Here is a 15,878-nt window from a genome sequence, read left to right as displayed (position 1 = left end):
CGGGCCCCGGGAAGAGCCGGGACGGTTGGCTGTGGACCGCAGCCGTCCAGTCTACGGCCCCGCGGCCCGCCGCCCTCACCCGGTCGGGAATGCGGACCGGACCGAAACCCCTCGGTGCGATCCGCCTCGGCGCGATCTCCCTCGATCCGCAACCGGTCCACCCCGGTCCCGGACCCGGCCGGTCGCGCCCGGTCCCGGACAGCCCAGGAACTAAAAGATCACCCGCACCGGCCCGAGCTCACTTCCGCCCGGCCTTGTCCGTGTCCCGCTCGTTGGTGACCGGTCCGCGCCGTACCGAGCCCGGTGCATTCCACTCCGCGCGCTTGCGGGCCCGCAGCTTCGCCGCCTCCGAGGACTCCAGCTGGTACGGCACCGAGGTCACCATGACGCCCGGGGTGAAGAGCAGCCGCCCCTTGAGCCGCAACGCGCTCTGGTTGTGCAGCAGATGCTCGTACCAGTGGCCGACGACGTACTCCGGGATGAAGATGCTGACCGCGGTGCGCGGGCTCTCCCGGCGGAGCCGCTTGACGTAGTCGACGACCGGGCGGGTGATCTCCCGGTACGGGGAGTCGAGGACCTTCAGCGGGACGTCGATGCCGCGCCGCTCCCACTCCTCCCGCAGCGCCTTCGTCTCCTCGGGGTCGACGTTGATGGTGAGCGCCTCGAGCTTGTCCGAGCGCATCAGCTTGGCGTACGCGAGGGCGCGCAGGGTGGGCTTGTGCAGCTTGGAGACGAGCACCATGGAGTGCACCCGGGAGGGGCGGCCGGCGTCGTCGCCGGGCTCGTCCGGGGCGGCGATCTCCGCGGCGACCCGGTCGTAGTGGCGGCGGATCGCGGTCATCGTCACGTAGAAGATCACCATGCCGAGCAGGGCGACCCAGGCGCCGTGGGTGAACTTGGTGAGCAGCACGACGACCAGCACCAGGCCGGTGAAGAAGGCGCCGAAGGTGTTGATCGCGCGGGAGCGGATCATGTGGCGGCGCTTGGCCGGGTCGGTCTCGGTGACCAGGTGCCGGTTCCAGTGCCGCACCATGCCGGTCTGGCTCAGGGTGAAGGAGACGAACACCCCGACGATGTACAGCTGGATCAGCCGGGTCGAGTCGGCGCCGTAGAGCCAGACCAGCAGCACCGCGGCGCCGGCGAGCAGCACGATGCCGTTGGAGAAGGCGAGCCGGTCACCGCGGGTGTGCAGCTGTCGCGGCAGGTAGCGGTCCTGGGCGAGGATCGAGCCGAGCAGCGGGAAGCCGTTGTAGGCGGTGTTGGCGGCCAGGAACAGCACGAGCGCGGTGGCCGCGGCGAGCAGCACGAACATGAACGTGCCGTCGCCGAAGACGGCCGCGGCGACCTGCGAGATGACGGGGTTCTGGGTGTAGCCGGAGCCGACCGGGGTGCCGTTGCGCAGCAGGTCGGTGGCCGGGTGCTCGGCCATCTTCACGTCGGTGGCCATGGCCAGGCCGATGATGCCGCAGAACATGGTGACGGCCAGGGCGCCCATGAGCAGCAGCGTGGTGGCCGCGTTCTTGCTCTTCGGCTTGCGGAAGGCGGGCACGCCGTTGCTGATCGCCTCGACGCCGGTGAGGGCCGCACAGCCGGAGGAGAAGGCCCGCAGCAGCAGGAAGAGCAGGGCTACGCCGCCGATTCCGGCGTGCTCGGCCTTGATCTCGAAGTCGGCGGTGGGGGCGTTCATGTCGTCGCCGAGGACGAATCCGCGGAACGCGCCCCACGCGATCATCAGGAAGACGCCCGCCACGAAGACGTAGGTGGGGATGGCGAAGAGCTTTCCGGACTCCTTGACCCCGCGCAGGTTCATCAGCGTCAGCAGCACGATCATGCCGACGGCGCAGAGGGTCTTGTGCTCGACGAAGAACGGGATCGCGGAGCCGAGGTTCTCCACGCCGGAGGAGATGGACACCGCGACGGTGAGGACGTAGTCGACCAGCAGGGCGCTGGCGACGGTCAGCCCGGCGCGGGGGCCGAGGTTGGTGTTGGCGACCTCGTAGTCGCCGCCGCCGCTGGGGTAGGCGTGCACGTTCTGCCGGTACGAGGCGACGACCGTGAACATCAGCACGACGACCGCGACGGCGATCCAGGGACTGAAGCTGTACGCCGACACACCCGCAACGGAGAGTACGAGCAGCACCTCGCCCGGTGCATAGGCCACGGACGACAGCGGGTCGGACGCGAAGACCGGGAGCGCGATGCGCTTGGGAAGCAGGGTTTCCCCGAGCTTGTCGCTGCGCAGCGCCCGGCCGATCAGGATCCGTTTGGGTAGGTCGGTCAGTTTGGACACGCAGAGGATCGTAAGGGTTCGGTCTGACGCGTGCCCACCCGCGTCCCGGCGAACCACCACCCGGGTCCCGATGGACCACGGCACGCGTCCGGTGGGCGACGGTGCGCGTCCGGTGAGGGCGGGTCCGCGACCCGACGCGTCGCCCCCGGCGGCCGGTGAACGACCGCCTCGAACCGGTGAACGACCGCCTCCAATGGCCCGCGGGCGGACCCCCTGCCGTTTCGGTGGCCCCGCACCGCAAGTCCGGTGGCCCCGCACCGCAAGGGGACCCCGCGCCGCAAGCGGTACCGCACGCCACGGAGAGCCGCCCCCACCCACGAGGAGCGGCCCCGCGCCCCCGCCGCACCACCCGCGCCCCCATGGCTTCCGCCCCCTCCGGGCAACGGGCGCGGCATCGTTCGCCCCCGCCGGGCAACGGGCGCAGCATGGATGACATGGCGGACTCCCCTGCCGATCGCTCCGTCGATCGTTCCCACGGCCCCTCCGGACACGGACCCTCCGAACACGGCCGCTCCGGACACGGCCCCTCCGAACACGGCCGCTCCGGACACCGCCCCTCCGAGACGGACGGCCCGCCCTCCCCCGACGGGCCCCTGCGCTGCCTGGTGACCGGGGCGACGGGCTACATCGGCGGCCGGCTCGTGCCCGAGCTGCTGGAGGCGGGCCACACGGTCCGCTGCCTGGCCCGCTCGCCCGGCAAGCTGCGCGACCACCCCTGGTCGGGGCAGGCCGAGGTGGTGCGCGGCGATGTGATGGACGCCGAGTCCGTGCGGTCCGCCCTGGCGGATGTCGATGTCGCCTACTACCTGGTCCACGCGCTGGGGACGGGGCGCGGCTTCGAGCGGACCGACCGGGAGGCGGCCCGGATCTTCGGCGAACAGGCCCGGGCCGCGGGCGTCCGGCGGATCGTCTACCTCGGCGGACTCACCCCGGAAGGGGTCCCGGAGGAGGAGCTGTCCCCGCATCTGCGGTCCCGTGCCGAGGTGGGGCGGGTGCTGCTGGACTCCGGGGTGCCGACGGCGGTGCTCCGGGCCGCGGTGATCATCGGTTCCGGATCGGCCTCGTTCGAGATGCTGCGCTATCTGACCGAGCGGCTGCCGTTGATGGTCACGCCGAGCTGGGTGGACACCCGGATCCAGCCGATCGCCGTCCGGGACGTGCTGCGCTACCTGGTGGGCTGTGCGCGGCTGCCGCCGGAGGTGAACCGGACGTTCGACATCGGCGGGCCGGACCGGCTGACGTACCGGGAGATGATGCAGCGGTACGCCGCGGTCTCCGGGCTGCCGCGGCGGCTGATCCTGCCCGTTCCGGTGCTCACGCCCCGGCTGTCCGGGCTGTGGGTGGGGCTGGTGACGCCGGTACCGGGGTCGATCGCCCGGCCGCTGGCCGAGTCGCTGCGGCACGAGGTGCTCTGCACCGAGCACGACATCGCCCGCTGGGTGCCCGATCCGCCGGAGGGCCTGGCCGGGACCGGCCGGGCGCTGCGGCTGGCGCTGCAGCGCATCCGGGAGGCGGACGTCGCCACCCGCTGGTCCTCCGCCTCGGTGCCGGGGGCGCCGAGCGATCCGCTGCCCACCGACCCGGGCTGGGCGGGCGGCAGCCTCTACAGCGACCGGCGGGAACGGGCGGTGGCCGCGCCGCCGGAGGCCCTGTGGCGGGTGGTCGAGGGCATCGGCGGGGAGAACGGCTGGTACTCCTTCCCGCTCGCCTGGGCCGTCCGCGGCTGGCTGGACCGGCTGGTCGGCGGCGTGGGGCTGCGGCGCGGCCGGCGGGACGCGCAGCGGCTGCGGGTCGGCGACTCGCTGGACTTCTGGCGGGTGGAGGAGCTGGAGCCGGGCCGGCTGCTGCGGCTGCGGGCGGAGATGCGGCTGCCCGGCATGGCCTGGCTGGAGATGACGATCGACCGGGACGGTCCGGGCGGCAGCGTGCTCCGGCAGCGGGCCGTCTTCCACCCCCGCGGACTGGCCGGTCACGCGTACTGGTGGAGCGTGTCGCCGTTCCACGCCGTGGTGTTCGGCGGAATGGCCCGGAACATCGCGACGGCCGCGGAGAGCAACCGTGAGGGGCTCGGATCCGGTCATGACGGGTAGCGTTACCGGCGACGGTTTCAGACGAGCAGGTGGCCCCGATGTGGGCGCGGAAGGATGATGGACGATGTTTGCGCAGGTCACGGCGCTAGGGGAAGGTGCAAGGTAGAGACCTCATGCACATCGTGATCATGGGCTGCGGGCGGGTGGGTTCCGCCCTCGCGCAGACTCTTGAGCAGCAGGGCCACACCGTCGCGGTCGTGGACCAGGACCCCACCGCGTTCCGGCGCCTCGGCTCCGGGTTCGGCGGACGCCGGGTGACCGGGGTCGGCTTCGACCAGGACACCCTGCGGGAAGCGGGTATCGAGGAGGCCGGTGCGTTCGCCGCGGTGAGCAGCGGCGACAACTCCAACATCATCGCTGCCCGGGTGGCGCGCGAGATGTTCGGCGTCGAGAACGTCGCGGCCCGCATCTACGACCCGCGCCGGGCCGAGGTCTACCAGCGTCTGGGCATCCCGACGGTGGCCACGGTCCGCTGGACCGCGGACCAGATGCTGCGCCGGCTGCTGCCGTCCGGCTCGGAGCCGCTGTGGCGGGACCCCAGCGGAGCGGTGCAGCTCGCCGAGGTGCACGCCTCCCCGGCCTGGGTGGGCCACAAGGTGAGCAAGCTGCAGGAGGAGACCGGGGTCCGGGTCGCCTTCCTCACCCGGCTGGGTGAGGCCATGCTGCCGACCTCGCAGACGGTGCTGCAGGAGGGCGACCTCGTGCACGCCATGCTGCGCAGTGACGAGGTCGAGAAGGTCGAGGCGGCGTTCGCCGAGGGGCCCGAGGAGGAGCACCGATGAGGGTCGCCATTGCGGGCGCGGGCGCCGTGGGCCGCTCGATCGCCGGTGAGCTGCTGGAGAACGGGCACGAGGTGCTCCTGATCGACAAGGCGCCGACCGCCATCTCGGTGGAGCGGGTGCCGCAGGCCGAGTGGCTGCTCGCCGACGCCTGCGAGATCACCTCGCTGGACGAGGCAGCGCTGCAGCGCTGCAACGTGGTCATCGCGGCGACCGGCGACGACAAGGTGAACCTGGTCGTCTCGCTGCTCGCGAAGACGGAGTACGGGGTGCCGCGGGTGGTGGCCCGGGTCAACAACCCGAAGAACGAATGGCTGTTCAACGAGTCCTGGGGCGTCGACGTCGCGGTCTCCACGCCGCGCCTGATGTCGGCGCTGGTCGAGGAGGCGGTGAGCGTCGGCGACCTGGTCCGGCTGCTGCGGTTCAGCCACGGCGACGCCAACCTGGTGGAGCTGACGCTGCCGCCGGAGTCCGCGCTGGCCGGGACCCGGGTGGGCGACGTGGACTGGCCCGAGGACACCTCGCTGGTCACGATCATCCGCGGGAACCGGGTGCTCACGCCGAACCCCGAGGATGCCCTGGAGGCCGGTGACGAGCTGCTGTTCGTCGCGGCGCAGGCCCGTGAGGAACAGCTGGAGGACCTGCTCTCGGCACGGCGGCAGCCGGCCGACGGCTGAGGCGGCCGGCCGGGGCCCGAGGCCCGGCGTCCCCGGGCCTCGGGGGCCGGCGACACCGGCGGACCGGTACGGCAGCGGCCCGGTACGACAGCGGCGGGGCCCGGAACACCTCAGTGCGAAGGTGTTCCGGGCCCCGCCGTCCGTTCGTCCGGCAGCCGGGGATCAGTCCGCCGCGGCGGCCCGGGCCCGCTCCTTCTCCGCGGCCTCCTCGGCCTCCATCTCGGCGAACACGTCGATCGGCGGCGGCGCCTTGGCCAGGAGGATCCAGGTGAGGTAGACCGCCAGCAGGAACGGCGGGATACCGAGGGCGACCTTGACCCAGCCGAGCTGGGTGGCGTCCCCCCACCAGTAGAGCGGGAAGAGGATCGCCGACTTGGCGAGCAGGATCAGGCCCCAGGCGTAGCTGGCCTTGGTGTAGGCCCGCTTACGGCCCGGGTTGCGTTTGCGCCAGGAGAGGTTCTCCTTGAACACCGGTCCGAGGATCAGCCCCAGCAGCGGGTAGCCGATCATCGCGGTGACCAGGTAGGCCACCGCGAGGCCCAGGGTGTAGAGCATGCCCGGCAGGTAGAAGTTCTTGGCGTCGCCCGACATCATCGCGAAGACGGCGCCGAAGGCGACCCCGAAGACCCCGCTGAAGGCGTGCTTGAGGGTGTCCCGCCGGGCCAGCCGCGCGATGCCGAGCAGCAGCGAGAGCCCGAGCGCGGCAATGGCCGAGATGTGGATGTCCCGGTTGACGGTGTAGATCGCCACGAACACCAGGCCCGGCACGGTGGTCTCCACCATGCCGCGTACCCCGCCGAACGCCTCGAAAAGGGCCGCCTCGGTGACGGCCTTGGACTCGGGGTCCTGATCGGTCTGCTTGTCCGGAGTGGTCACCGGCTACTCCTGTCCGAGCGGTCGGAGTTCGTACTTCGGATTGAACAGCACCCGGCGGCCGTGGCTCATCGAGACCCGGCCCGAGGCGATGAGCTTGCGCCCCGGCTCTATGCCGACGATGGACCGGCGGCCGAGCCAGACGACGTCGAGAGCGTCGGAGCCGTCGAAGAGCTCGGCCTCCAAGGCGGGCACACCGGCCCGGGGGCGCAGGGTGACGGTCCGCAGCGTCCCGGCGACCTTCACGATCTGCCGGTCGTCGCAGTCGGAGATCCGGGTGCAGCCCTCGGCGCGGGCGTCCTGCCGCAGCTCGTCGGCGTGCAGCTCCTCCTGGGTGGAGGACAGCCGGTCGAGCATCCGGCGGAATCGGCCGGGTGGCCTCTCGGATCGGGGAACAGCACTCATACGGGAAGCGTACCGGGGCCGGGGCCCGCGGATCACTGCTCGAAGCGGTATCCCATGCCGGGTTCGGTGACGAAGTGCTTCGGATGTGAGGGGTCGGCCTCCAGTTTGCGGCGCAGCTGTGCCATGTAGACCCGGAGGTAGTTGGTCTCGGTGCCGTACGCGGGTCCCCAGACCTCCTGGAGGAGCTGCTTCTGGCCGACGAGCCGGCCGGGCTGCCGGACCAGCGCCTCCAGCAGGTGCCACTCGGTGGGCGTCAGCCGGACGTCCCGGCCGTCCCGGCGGACCCGCTTGGCGGCCAGGTCGACGGTGAAGGTGTCCGTCTCGACCAGGGCGGTGTCCGCGGCGGGCCCGGTGGGCTCGGCGCGGCGCACCGCGGCCCGCAGCCGGGCCAGCAGCTCGTCCATGCCGAAGGGCTTGGTGACGTAGTCGTCGGCCCCGGCGTCCAGGGCCGCCACCTTCTCGTCGGAGGTCTGCCGCGCGGAGAGCACCAGCACCGGTACCCGGGTCCAGCCGCGCAGGCCCCGGAGCACCTCGATGCCGTCGATGTCGGGCAGGCCGAGGTCGAGGACGACCACGTCGGGCCGGCGGGAGGCGGCGAGCCGGAGCGCGGTCGCCCCGTCCGGCGCCGCGTCCACCTCGTACGCGCGGGCCCGGAGGTTGATCACGAGCGCGCGGACGATCTGCGGGTCGTCCTCGACCACGAGCACCCGCCGCGGGGCGCGGGGCGGCCCGTCGTGCGTCGCGGTGGTCGGGTCGCCCCCGTGCTGTGCCATGGCCGTCGCCTCTCTCATGCGGACCGTCCCCGGACGGTCCCGTCTCCCGGGCTGCCGCCCCTCCTGCGCCGGTGTTCCGGGTCCGGACACCCGCCAGGCCTCCCGCACCGTCACAGGGTGCCCCCGGCCGGCAGATCCGCGGGGTCCACCCGGACCATGGACAGGCCCTCGGGGGTGTCGGGGACGACGCTGCCCTCCGGCACCCCGCCGACAGCCATGGGCACGACCTCGTCGAGATCGGCCTCGCGGATCAGCGGGCTGACGGTGCCGGTCTGCAGGCGGGACATGTCGAGGAGGTTACCGACGGTGGCGGGCATGGCGTACGTCTTCCCGACGCCCGGCGCCGCGCCGAGATGGATCCTGAGCTTGGCGCGTCCCATGGCTCCACTGTCTGCGTCGGCGACGATCGGTCCGTGCTCTCGACTGTAGAGCGGCAGCGGGGGACGAATCGGACCGGATGCCACGATGGCACCCGGTATTGACGCAACCCTGACGCGGGCCGCCCGGCACCCCGACCAGCCCCGATCCGCTCCCCAAGATCAGTAGTACCGGAGGCCGCCGGCTGCAAGGATGATCGCCATGACAGAGGTACGGACGGCGCACAGCGCCGACCTGGACGCGGACGCACGCAAGGCGATACGGATGCTGCTGGATGCCGCGTTCGAGGGCGATTTCGCCGATACGGACTGGGACCACGCGCTGGGCGGCGTGCACGTCCTGGTGCGGGAGGACGGCGAGCTGATCGCGCACGGCGCCGTGGTGCAGCGGCGGCTGCTGCACGCGGGCCGGGCCCTGCGCACCGGTTACGTGGAAGGCGTCGCGGTCCGTGCCGACCAGCGCGGGCAGGGCCACGGCGCGCGGGTGATGGCGGAGCTGGAGCGGGTGATCCGCGGCGGGTACGTCCTGGGCGCGCTGTCCGCCGCGGACGACGCCGCCGGGTTCTACGCGGCCCGCGGCTGGCAGGCCTGGCAGGGCCGGACCTGTGTGCTGTCGCCGTCCGGCATGGAGCGCACCCCGGAGGACGACGGCAGCACCTATGTGCTCCCGGTGGGACCGGCCCCCGACCTCACCGGGGTGCTGGTGTGCGACTGGCGGGACGGCGACGTCTGGTAGCCCGCGTCACGCAGCGGCCCGGCGGGCCGGGCGGGCGCCGCCCGGTCCCCGCTCACCGGCCCCGGAGCGGCATGGCGGCCGCCCAGTGCCCAGTGCTCAGCACTCAGCGCTCAGCGCTCAGCGCTCAGTGCTCAGCGCTCAGTGCTCAGTGCGGAATGGTGTCGATCAGCTCCCGGGCCCCCTGCCGCAGCAGCGCCACGGCCACCGAGGTGCCCAGCGTGGCGGGGTCGAGCGGACCGGCCCACTCGTGCGCGTCCAGCACGGTCTTGCCGTCCGGGGAGAACGCCCGGGCGCGCAGGGAGAGCCGCCCGTCCCGCTCGGCCCGCGCGTACCCGGCGATCGGCGAGTTGCAGTGGCCCTGGAGGACGTGGAGGAACATCCGCTCCGCGGTGGTCTCGCGCCAGGTGCCGTGGTGCCCGAGCCCGGAGACCGCGTCGATGGTCGTGGTGTCCTCCTCCCGGCACTGCAGCCCGAGGACCCCGGCGCCGATCGGCGGGCACATCGCCTCGACCGACAGGGTCTCGGTGATCCGGGAGGTCAGCCCGATCCGCTCCAGCCCGGAGACGGCGAGCAGCAGCGCGTCGGCCTCGCCCGCCTCCATCTTCTCCAGCCGCCGGTTGGCGTTGCCGCGCATCGGCACGCACTCCAGGTGCGGGTGGGAGATGGCGAGCTGGGCGACCCGGCGCACCGACGAGGTACCGATCCGGGTCCCCGCCGGAAGCTGATCCAGCGTCAGTCCGCCGGGGTGCACCAGCGCGTCGCGGATGTCGTCGCGCTCGAGGTAGGCCGCGAAGACCGTTCCGGCCGGCAGCGGCCGGTCCGCGGGCACGTCCTTCATGCAGTGCACCGCGAGGTCCGCCTCACCGGCGAGCAGCGCGGCGTCGACCTCCTTGGTGAAGGCCCCCTTGCCGCCGAGCTTCGACAGATCGCCCATCCACCGGTCCCCGGAGGTGGTGACGGGGACGACCTCGGTGCGCATACCGGGGTGCAGCAGGGCCAGTTCGGCGCGGACGCGCTCCACCTGGGCCAGGGCCATCGGTGAGGAACGCGAGACGATACGGATCAGTTCGGCGGACGGCATGCGGACACGATAGAGCGTCAGCTCGGCTCTCCCGGCACCGGCCGGGGGGTCCGGGGCGGGTACGCGTCCCCGGCGGCCCCGGCACGGGAACCGCGGCCGGCCCGCCCGGGGCCCGGCCGGCTCCGTGGTTCCGCCCGCGGTCGGCCGGTACGGCTCCGGCGGGGACGAACGGCAGAGGCGAACGGCGGGGCGGCCGGGGAGCGGTCGTCCGGACCGGACGGAGCGTTACCCGACCGGGTGATCCCGGAACCGGTCCGGCACCTGGTAAGCGTGCCGTCCGGCAGGTCACCGGCGGCGCCCGTCACCGAGCGGGACGGCGGGGTCCGGCGGCCGGCCCGGCGATCCCCGACGCAGGACGGAGCAGGGGCGCCCGCACCGGCACGCAGCCCTCCCGCGCACTCCGGGGCGCCCGCCGACCGTCGGCAGCCGGCGCGACGAGCGAGGACGCGACGGGCGGGGACACAGGCCGCACACGCAGACGGGCCGGCCCCGGGGACTCCCGGAACCGGCCCGCACACGTGGGAATGCCGTGTCAGCGCACCTCGGTGATCTCGGGGCCGCGGGTGAGCCGGTCGACGCCGCCCGCGAACCGCGAGCTCTCGTCGGCCTGCTCCTGCTGCACGCCCTCGGGCACCATCTGCGCGTCGTTCGGCAGCTTGAGCACGATCGGGTCGCGGGGCGCCATCGGCGCGTCACCGCGCACCACGACGGAGTCCTTGAAGACCTGCTCCAGCAGACCGGCCGCCTCCGGCTGCACCGCGCCCTGGCCGGAGATCACACCGCGCAGGAACCAGCGCGGTCCGTCGACCCCGATGAAGCGCACCATCTGCACGCCGTTGGCGCCGTCCGGCAGCTGGACCGGGACCTGGGCGCGCAGCTCCCAGCCGAGCGGGCCCTCGACCTCGTCGACCACACCGCCCTGCTGGGTGATGCCGGTGGCGATCTCCTCGCGCACCTCGCCCCAGATGCCTTCCTTCTTGGGTGCGGCGAACGCCTGCAGCTGCACCGCGCTGTCGCGCACCACCACGGTCGCGGCGACGATCGCGTCACCGGCGACCTCGACCCGCAGCTCCATGCCCTCGACCCCGGGCACCAGGATGCCGCCGAGATCCACTCGCCCCTCGGCGGGGTCCCGCACCTCCGAGATGTCCCAGGGGCCGTCCGGGCGCGGTGCCGGCGGCAGGCTCACCCGGCGCTGCCCGGTGTCCTCCGCGGCGTCGTCCGGCTCGAACTCGTCCGAGCCCACGCCGTCGGCCGGGCCGCCGGCTGTGCCCGCAGCATTCCTGGCGTCTGCGCTTTCCTTGCGACGACGTCCGAACACGTCACTGTCCTTCCCGGTCGGTTACGACCGCTGCGAAATCATGTCCCCCGACAGGGCCGCCCACCGCGGCGTGGCCGCCGGTGGAGCCGAAGCCCCCTCCGGCCCGCGCGGAGCCGGGAAGTTCCGCGACCTCATGGAAGCGCACCTTCTCGACCTGCTGGACAACCAGTTGGGCGATGCGGTCGAAACGCTCGAACCGCACGCTCTCGCGCGGGTCCAGATTGACCACGATCACCTTGATCTCTCCACGGTACCCGGCATCGACCGTCCCGGGCGCATTCACCAGGGCGACGCCGCAGCGGGCGGCCAGGCCGGAACGCGGATGGACGAAGGCGGCGTACCCGTCCGGGAGGGCGATCGACACCCCGGTCGGCAGGACGGCCCGCTCACCGGGGGCCAGCTCGGCCGCCTCGGTGGTGACGAGGTCGGCGCCGGCGTCCCCGGGGTGGCCGTACGCGGGGAGCGGGACCTCGGCGTCCAGGCGCCGGATCAGGACATCGACAGGGAGACGGCTCACGGATTCACCTCGAACGCACGTGCGACCTTGGTCTGGTCGGGATCCTCGAGCGCGGCCTTGATCTCGGCGGGCCGGCCGTGCTCGATGAAGTGGTCCACCTTCACCTCGATGAAGAGGGCGTCGGCCCGCACCGCGACGGGCCCCTCGGGGCCGCCGATCCGGCCGACCGCCGACGAGTAGATCTTCCGGCCCGCCACCGCGGTGACGTGCGCGTCGAGGTGGAGCACCGTGTCCACCGGCACCGGCCGGACGAAGTCGGTCTCCAGCCGCCCGGTCACCGCGATCACCCGCAGCAGCCAGTTCAGCGAGCCCAGGGTCTCGTCCAGGGCCGTCGCCAGCACGCCGCCGTGCGCCAGCCCCGGGGCGCCCTGATGGGCGGGCTTCACCGTGAACTCGGCGGTGACGCTCACCCCCTGCCCGGCACGCGCCGCCAGGTGCAGGCCGTGCGGCTGGCTCCCGCCGCAGCCGAAACACTGGTCGTAGTGGGCTCCGAGGAGCTCTCCGGGGGCGGGGGCGTCGGGGTGCCGTACCGGCGGTTGGGCGTCGGCCGGCGGCCGCAGCGATGCAGTTGGTCCACTCACGAGTGCTGACCCTACCCGCGCGCGCCTGCGGACAGCGGTGCCGTGCCAAGCTTGTGCCCATGCAGTCCTTCGACGAACGCCTCACCGCCCCCCGATCGTGGTGGCTCGTCGCCACGCTGGCGGGGGTCTCGATGGGGCTCATCCTGCTCCCCTTCGGCGTCCTGCCGATGCTGGGCGGCGTGCTCGGCGGTACGGCGCTCGCCATGGTCGCGGTGAGCTCGTACGGCTCGGCCCGGATCCGGGTCGTGGCGGGCTCACTGGTCGCCGGGGACGCCCGCATTCCGGTCGAGGCCCTGGGAGCCGCCGAGGTGCTGAACGCCGACGAGGCGGTCGCCTGGCGCAGCTACAAGGCCGATCCGCGGGCCTTCATGCTGCTCCGCAGCTACATTCCCACCGCGCTGCGGGTGGAGATCACGGATCCGGCGGACCCCACGCCGTACGTCTACCTGTCGACCCGGGACCCGGAGGGGCTCGCCGCGGCGCTCTCGGCCGTCCGCGCCTGACGCCCGCGCTCCGGCGGGCCGGATGCCCGGGCCGGCGCACTGTGCCGGGCACGCCCGAGGGGAATCCCCGAGCTTCTGCGGCCCGGGCATCGAGCTCCGACGCCTCAGGCGTCCCCGTCCGGCCGCCGCGGGGCGCCCGGTTCCTGGTCGGGGTGCGGGTGCTGGAGTGCCTTGGGGCTGCCGAGCTCGTCGACCCCCTCGGCCTCCCAGGAGGGGCCCGGTGCGGGCAGCCGGCTCCAGGGCACCTGCCGGGTGCGGAGGTCCTTGCGGATCTTCTCGGCGAGCCGCTTGGTGCTGCGCCGGTTCATCATCGCGCCGACCGTGGCCCCGACCATGAACGGAATCAGGTTGGGCATGTTGCGCACGGTGCGCTTGAGGATCTGCTGCCGCAGCTCCCGCCGCATCTGACCGCCGAGGGCGGCGTTGAGGCTCGACGGCTTGGACACGTCGACGCCGCGCTCCTCGGCCCAGGCGGTGAGGTAGGCGGTGGCCCGCTGGGTGCGGCTTCCGGGGACCGGCAGGCCGTACACCTCGTGCAGCTCGGCGATGAGTTTGATCTCCACCGAGGCGACGCCGACCACCTCGGTCGCGAGCTCGGCCGGCATGGCGGGCGGCACCGGCAGCATCGCGGCCGCGCCCACGCCGGCACCGACGGCCGCCGAGCCGCGGGTGGCGGACGTCACCAGCCGGTCGGCGATCTGCTCCGGGCCCATTCCCGGGTACTGGCGGCGGAGCGTGGCCAGATCGCGGACGGGGATCCGTGGCGCGATCTCGATGATCCGGTCGGCGACCGCCGAGAGGCCCATACGGACCCCGCGACCGCCCAGCCGCACACCGCGGCCCGCCGCTGCTGCGAGCGAGGCCACCCGGCCTCGCTCGTCGCGTGCGTCCGCGGGCCCGTCGGGGCCCGTCCGGGGCGGGGTGGAGCCTGTCACGGCCCGTCCCGGTCTCAGGCCGCGCAGTCGCGGCAGATCGGCTGGCCGTTCTTCTCGGCGGCCAGCTGGCTCCGGTGGTGCACGAGGAAGCAGCTCATGCAGGTGAACTCGTCGGCCTGGCGGGGCAGGACCCGCACGGACAGCTCCTCGTTGGAGAGGTCCGCGCCCGGCAGCTCGAGGCCCTCGGCCTGCTCGAACTCGTCGACGTCGACGCTGGACGTCGACTTGTCGTTCCGCCGGGCCTTCAGCTCCTCGATGCTGTCCTCGTTGAGTTCGTCATCGGTCTTGCGTGGAGTGTCGTAGTCCGTTGCCATGTCGCTCTCCCCCTCTGGGTGTCTGCGGTGTCTCAGCGCACGTAACGCGTGAGAGGCCGGACTTGTGCCCGACCCGAGGCGGAGATTTTGCCTCACATCAAGGTCTGTTACTCAATCGACACCCAACCGCACCCCTGAAGAGGTGATCGGGTTGGATGGCGATCGGGACCGTACACGGTCCGAATGTCGCACTCACGGGCGCCACCCCGTGTACTTCCCGTGATCAGGGGCCCGGGAAACCAGGATTTTCCCGGCTTTCCGGCGACCTTTGCGACCACGGAGCGTAGATGGCCCGAAATTCGCGCATGTGATCGATCACACACGAATCCACCAGCGGCGGGACCCCGGAATTCCGCTCACAGCGAACGGAATGCCGCGCCTCAGACCGGCAGCGTGACACGCATCACCAGGCCCCCTCCCTCGCGGGGCTCCGCCGTGATCCGGCCACCGTGCGCCCGGGCCACCGACCGGACGATCGACAGTCCGAGCCCGACGCCCTTGTCGCTCCCGGTCCGCTCGGTCCGCAGCCTGCGGAACGGCTCGAAGATGCTGTCCACCTCGTAGGCCGGGACCACCGGACCGGTGTTGGAGACGGTCAGCACCGCCTGCCCCGGCAGGGCCTCGGTGGTCACCTCGATCCAGCCGTCCGCCGTGTTGTACCGCGCGGCATTCTGCACCAGGTTCAGCGCGATCCGCTCCAGCAGGACGCCGTTGCCCTGGACGATCACCGGCGCCCGCTCGCCGCGCAGCAGGAGCCCCTTGGCCTCGGCCTCGGCGCGGATCTGCTCGATGGCCCGCAGGGCGACCTCGGCGAGGTCCACGGGCTTGCGGTCGACGAGCTCGTTCTCGCTGCGCGCGAGCAGCAGGAGCCCCTCCACCAGCTGCTCGCTGCGCTCGTTGGTGGCCAGCAGCGTCTTGCCCAGCTGGGTCAGCTCCGGGGGCGCCTCCGGGTCGGAGAGCTGCACCTCCAGCAGGGTGCGGTTGATCGCCAGCGGGGTGCGCAGCTCGTGCGAGGCGTTGGCCACGAACCGTCGCTGGGCGTCGAAGGCACGGGCGAGCCGGTCCAGCATCTCGTCGAAGGTGTCGGCCAGCTCCTTCAACTCGTCGTCCGGACCCTCCAGTTCGATCCGGCGGGAGAGCTCGGAGCCGACGACCAGCTGGGCGGTGCGGGTGATCCGGCCCAGCGGCGAGAGGACCCGGCCGGCCATGGCGTAGCCGAAGGCGAAGGCGAGGACGCTCAGCCCCAGCAGGGCGAGCAGCGAGCGGGACAGCAGGTCGTCGAGCGCCGCGTGCCGCTGCTGGTCCATGCAGGCGTCGAGGACGACATTGGCCTCGCTCGCCGACATCCCCGCCCGGAGACCGGGACAGGCATTGCTGGTCAGCGCCACCTTGCTCTCCGGGAGGAGCTTGAACAGCGGCTCGGTGCCCACGTTCAGCGCCTGCGCGGCCAGCAGATAGATGATCGAGAGCAGCAGGATGCCCGCGATCAGGAACATGCCGCCGTAGAGCAGGGTGAGCCGTATCCGGATGGTCGGGCGCAGCCAGGGGAAGGGGCGGGGCGGCTGGTGCGGGGGGTCCCAGGTGGGCCGCGGCGGGGCGGCCGGGGGCGCGGGTGTCTGTGCCATC

The 15,878-nt window shown here is 72.8% G+C and carries 17 protein-coding genes; 5 read left to right on the top strand and 12 right to left on the bottom strand.

Annotation, left to right across the window (positions count from 1 at the left end; all coding sequences use genetic code 11):
• Positions 1 to 238 precede the first annotated feature (238 nt).
• The gene (locus ABT112_RS03605; protein WP_351505102.1) at positions 239 to 2,290 is read right to left on the bottom strand and encodes an APC family permease; all 2,052 of its coding nucleotides are present in this window, start codon (positions 2,288 to 2,290) and stop codon (positions 239 to 241) included.
• A gap of 434 nt (positions 2,291 to 2,724) precedes the next feature.
• On the opposite strand from ABT112_RS03605, the gene ABT112_RS03600 reads away from it, so the two are divergent.
• The 3 genes from ABT112_RS03600 to ABT112_RS03590 all read left to right on the top strand — a co-directional run bounded on the left by ABT112_RS03600 (position 2,725) and on the right by ABT112_RS03590 (position 5,836).
• A complete protein-coding gene (locus tag ABT112_RS03600; protein WP_351505100.1) occupies positions 2,725 to 4,380 on the top strand; it encodes an SDR family oxidoreductase in 1,656 nt (551 codons plus the stop codon).
• 113 nt (positions 4,381 to 4,493) lie between these two features.
• Complete coding sequence (locus ABT112_RS03595; RefSeq protein WP_351505098.1) at positions 4,494 to 5,162, top strand: potassium channel family protein; 669 nt, start codon at positions 4,494 to 4,496, stop codon at positions 5,160 to 5,162.
• The gene (locus tag ABT112_RS03590; RefSeq protein ID WP_351505096.1) at positions 5,159 to 5,836 is read left to right on the top strand and encodes a potassium channel family protein; all 678 of its coding nucleotides are present in this window, start codon (positions 5,159 to 5,161) and stop codon (positions 5,834 to 5,836) included. Before ABT112_RS03595 ends, ABT112_RS03590 begins: the two co-directional genes overlap by 4 nt.
• A 162-nt stretch (positions 5,837 to 5,998) precedes the next feature.
• Here ABT112_RS03590 and ABT112_RS03585 read toward each other — a convergent pair whose 3' ends face one another.
• From ABT112_RS03585 to ABT112_RS03570, 4 genes are all read right to left on the bottom strand, one after another.
• Positions 5,999 to 6,712: a DUF3159 domain-containing protein gene (locus ABT112_RS03585; protein ID WP_351505094.1), complete on the bottom strand. Its 714-nt coding sequence runs from the start codon at positions 6,710 to 6,712 to the stop codon at positions 5,999 to 6,001.
• A 3-nt stretch (positions 6,713 to 6,715) separates the two neighbouring features.
• A complete protein-coding gene (locus tag ABT112_RS03580) occupies positions 6,716 to 7,114 on the bottom strand; it encodes an OB-fold nucleic acid binding domain-containing protein (protein ID WP_351505092.1) in 399 nt (132 codons plus the stop codon).
• A gap of 32 nt (positions 7,115 to 7,146) precedes the next feature.
• Positions 7,147 to 7,887, bottom strand: coding sequence for a response regulator (locus tag ABT112_RS03575; protein ID WP_351505090.1), 741 nt, complete (start codon positions 7,885 to 7,887; stop codon positions 7,147 to 7,149).
• 110 nt (positions 7,888 to 7,997) lie between these two features.
• Positions 7,998 to 8,267, bottom strand: coding sequence for a histidine kinase (locus ABT112_RS03570; protein ID WP_351505168.1), 270 nt, complete (start codon positions 8,265 to 8,267; stop codon positions 7,998 to 8,000).
• Between the two features lie 190 nt (positions 8,268 to 8,457).
• On the opposite strand from ABT112_RS03570, the gene ABT112_RS03565 reads away from it, so the two are divergent.
• The gene (locus ABT112_RS03565; protein ID WP_502975235.1) at positions 8,458 to 9,000 is read left to right on the top strand and encodes a GNAT family N-acetyltransferase; all 543 of its coding nucleotides are present in this window, start codon (positions 8,458 to 8,460) and stop codon (positions 8,998 to 9,000) included.
• Between the two features lie 145 nt (positions 9,001 to 9,145).
• Here ABT112_RS03565 and hemC read toward each other — a convergent pair whose 3' ends face one another.
• From hemC to ABT112_RS03545, 4 genes are all read right to left on the bottom strand, one after another.
• Complete coding sequence (gene hemC / locus ABT112_RS03560) at positions 9,146 to 10,081, bottom strand: hydroxymethylbilane synthase (protein WP_351505086.1); 936 nt, start codon at positions 10,079 to 10,081, stop codon at positions 9,146 to 9,148.
• A gap of 532 nt (positions 10,082 to 10,613) precedes the next feature.
• On the bottom strand, positions 10,614 to 11,402 hold the full coding sequence (locus ABT112_RS03555; protein ID WP_351505084.1) for a DUF3710 domain-containing protein: 789 nt from the start codon (positions 11,400 to 11,402) through the stop codon (positions 10,614 to 10,616).
• Between the two features lies 1 nt (position 11,403).
• Complete coding sequence (dut, locus tag ABT112_RS03550) at positions 11,404 to 11,919, bottom strand: dUTP diphosphatase (RefSeq protein ID WP_351505082.1); 516 nt, start codon at positions 11,917 to 11,919, stop codon at positions 11,404 to 11,406.
• Positions 11,916 to 12,500, bottom strand: coding sequence for a PaaI family thioesterase (locus tag ABT112_RS03545; protein WP_351505080.1), 585 nt, complete (start codon positions 12,498 to 12,500; stop codon positions 11,916 to 11,918). Before ABT112_RS03545 ends, dut begins: the two co-directional genes overlap by 4 nt.
• A 59-nt stretch (positions 12,501 to 12,559) precedes the next feature.
• On the opposite strand from ABT112_RS03545, the gene ABT112_RS03540 reads away from it, so the two are divergent.
• On the top strand, positions 12,560 to 13,003 hold the full coding sequence (locus ABT112_RS03540; RefSeq protein WP_351505078.1) for a DUF3093 domain-containing protein: 444 nt from the start codon (positions 12,560 to 12,562) through the stop codon (positions 13,001 to 13,003).
• 104 nt (positions 13,004 to 13,107) lie between these two features.
• On the opposite strand, the gene ABT112_RS03535 is transcribed toward ABT112_RS03540, so the two are convergent.
• The 3 genes from ABT112_RS03535 to ABT112_RS03525 all read right to left on the bottom strand — a co-directional run bounded on the left by ABT112_RS03535 (position 13,108) and on the right by ABT112_RS03525 (position 15,877).
• Positions 13,108 to 14,031 carry a hypothetical protein gene (locus ABT112_RS03535; RefSeq protein WP_502975237.1) on the bottom strand — a complete coding sequence of 308 codons (924 nt, stop codon included), beginning with the start codon at positions 14,029 to 14,031 and terminating at the stop codon, positions 13,108 to 13,110.
• Entirely contained in the window at positions 13,953 to 14,252 is a 300-nt protein-coding gene (locus tag ABT112_RS03530) for a DUF4193 domain-containing protein (protein ID WP_098754027.1), read from the bottom strand. Before ABT112_RS03530 ends, ABT112_RS03535 begins: the two co-directional genes overlap by 79 nt.
• Positions 14,253 to 14,632: 380 nt before the next feature.
• The gene (locus ABT112_RS03525; RefSeq protein ID WP_351505074.1) at positions 14,633 to 15,877 is read right to left on the bottom strand and encodes a sensor histidine kinase; all 1,245 of its coding nucleotides are present in this window, start codon (positions 15,875 to 15,877) and stop codon (positions 14,633 to 14,635) included.
• Position 15,878 lies beyond the last annotated feature (1 nt).

The organism is Streptomyces sp. NPDC002055, assembly GCF_040296705.1.
Taxonomy (GTDB): domain Bacteria; phylum Actinomycetota; class Actinomycetes; order Streptomycetales; family Streptomycetaceae; genus Streptomyces.
Note: the sequence above shows the minus strand (reverse complement) of the source record. Positions and strands in the feature narration are given on the sequence as shown.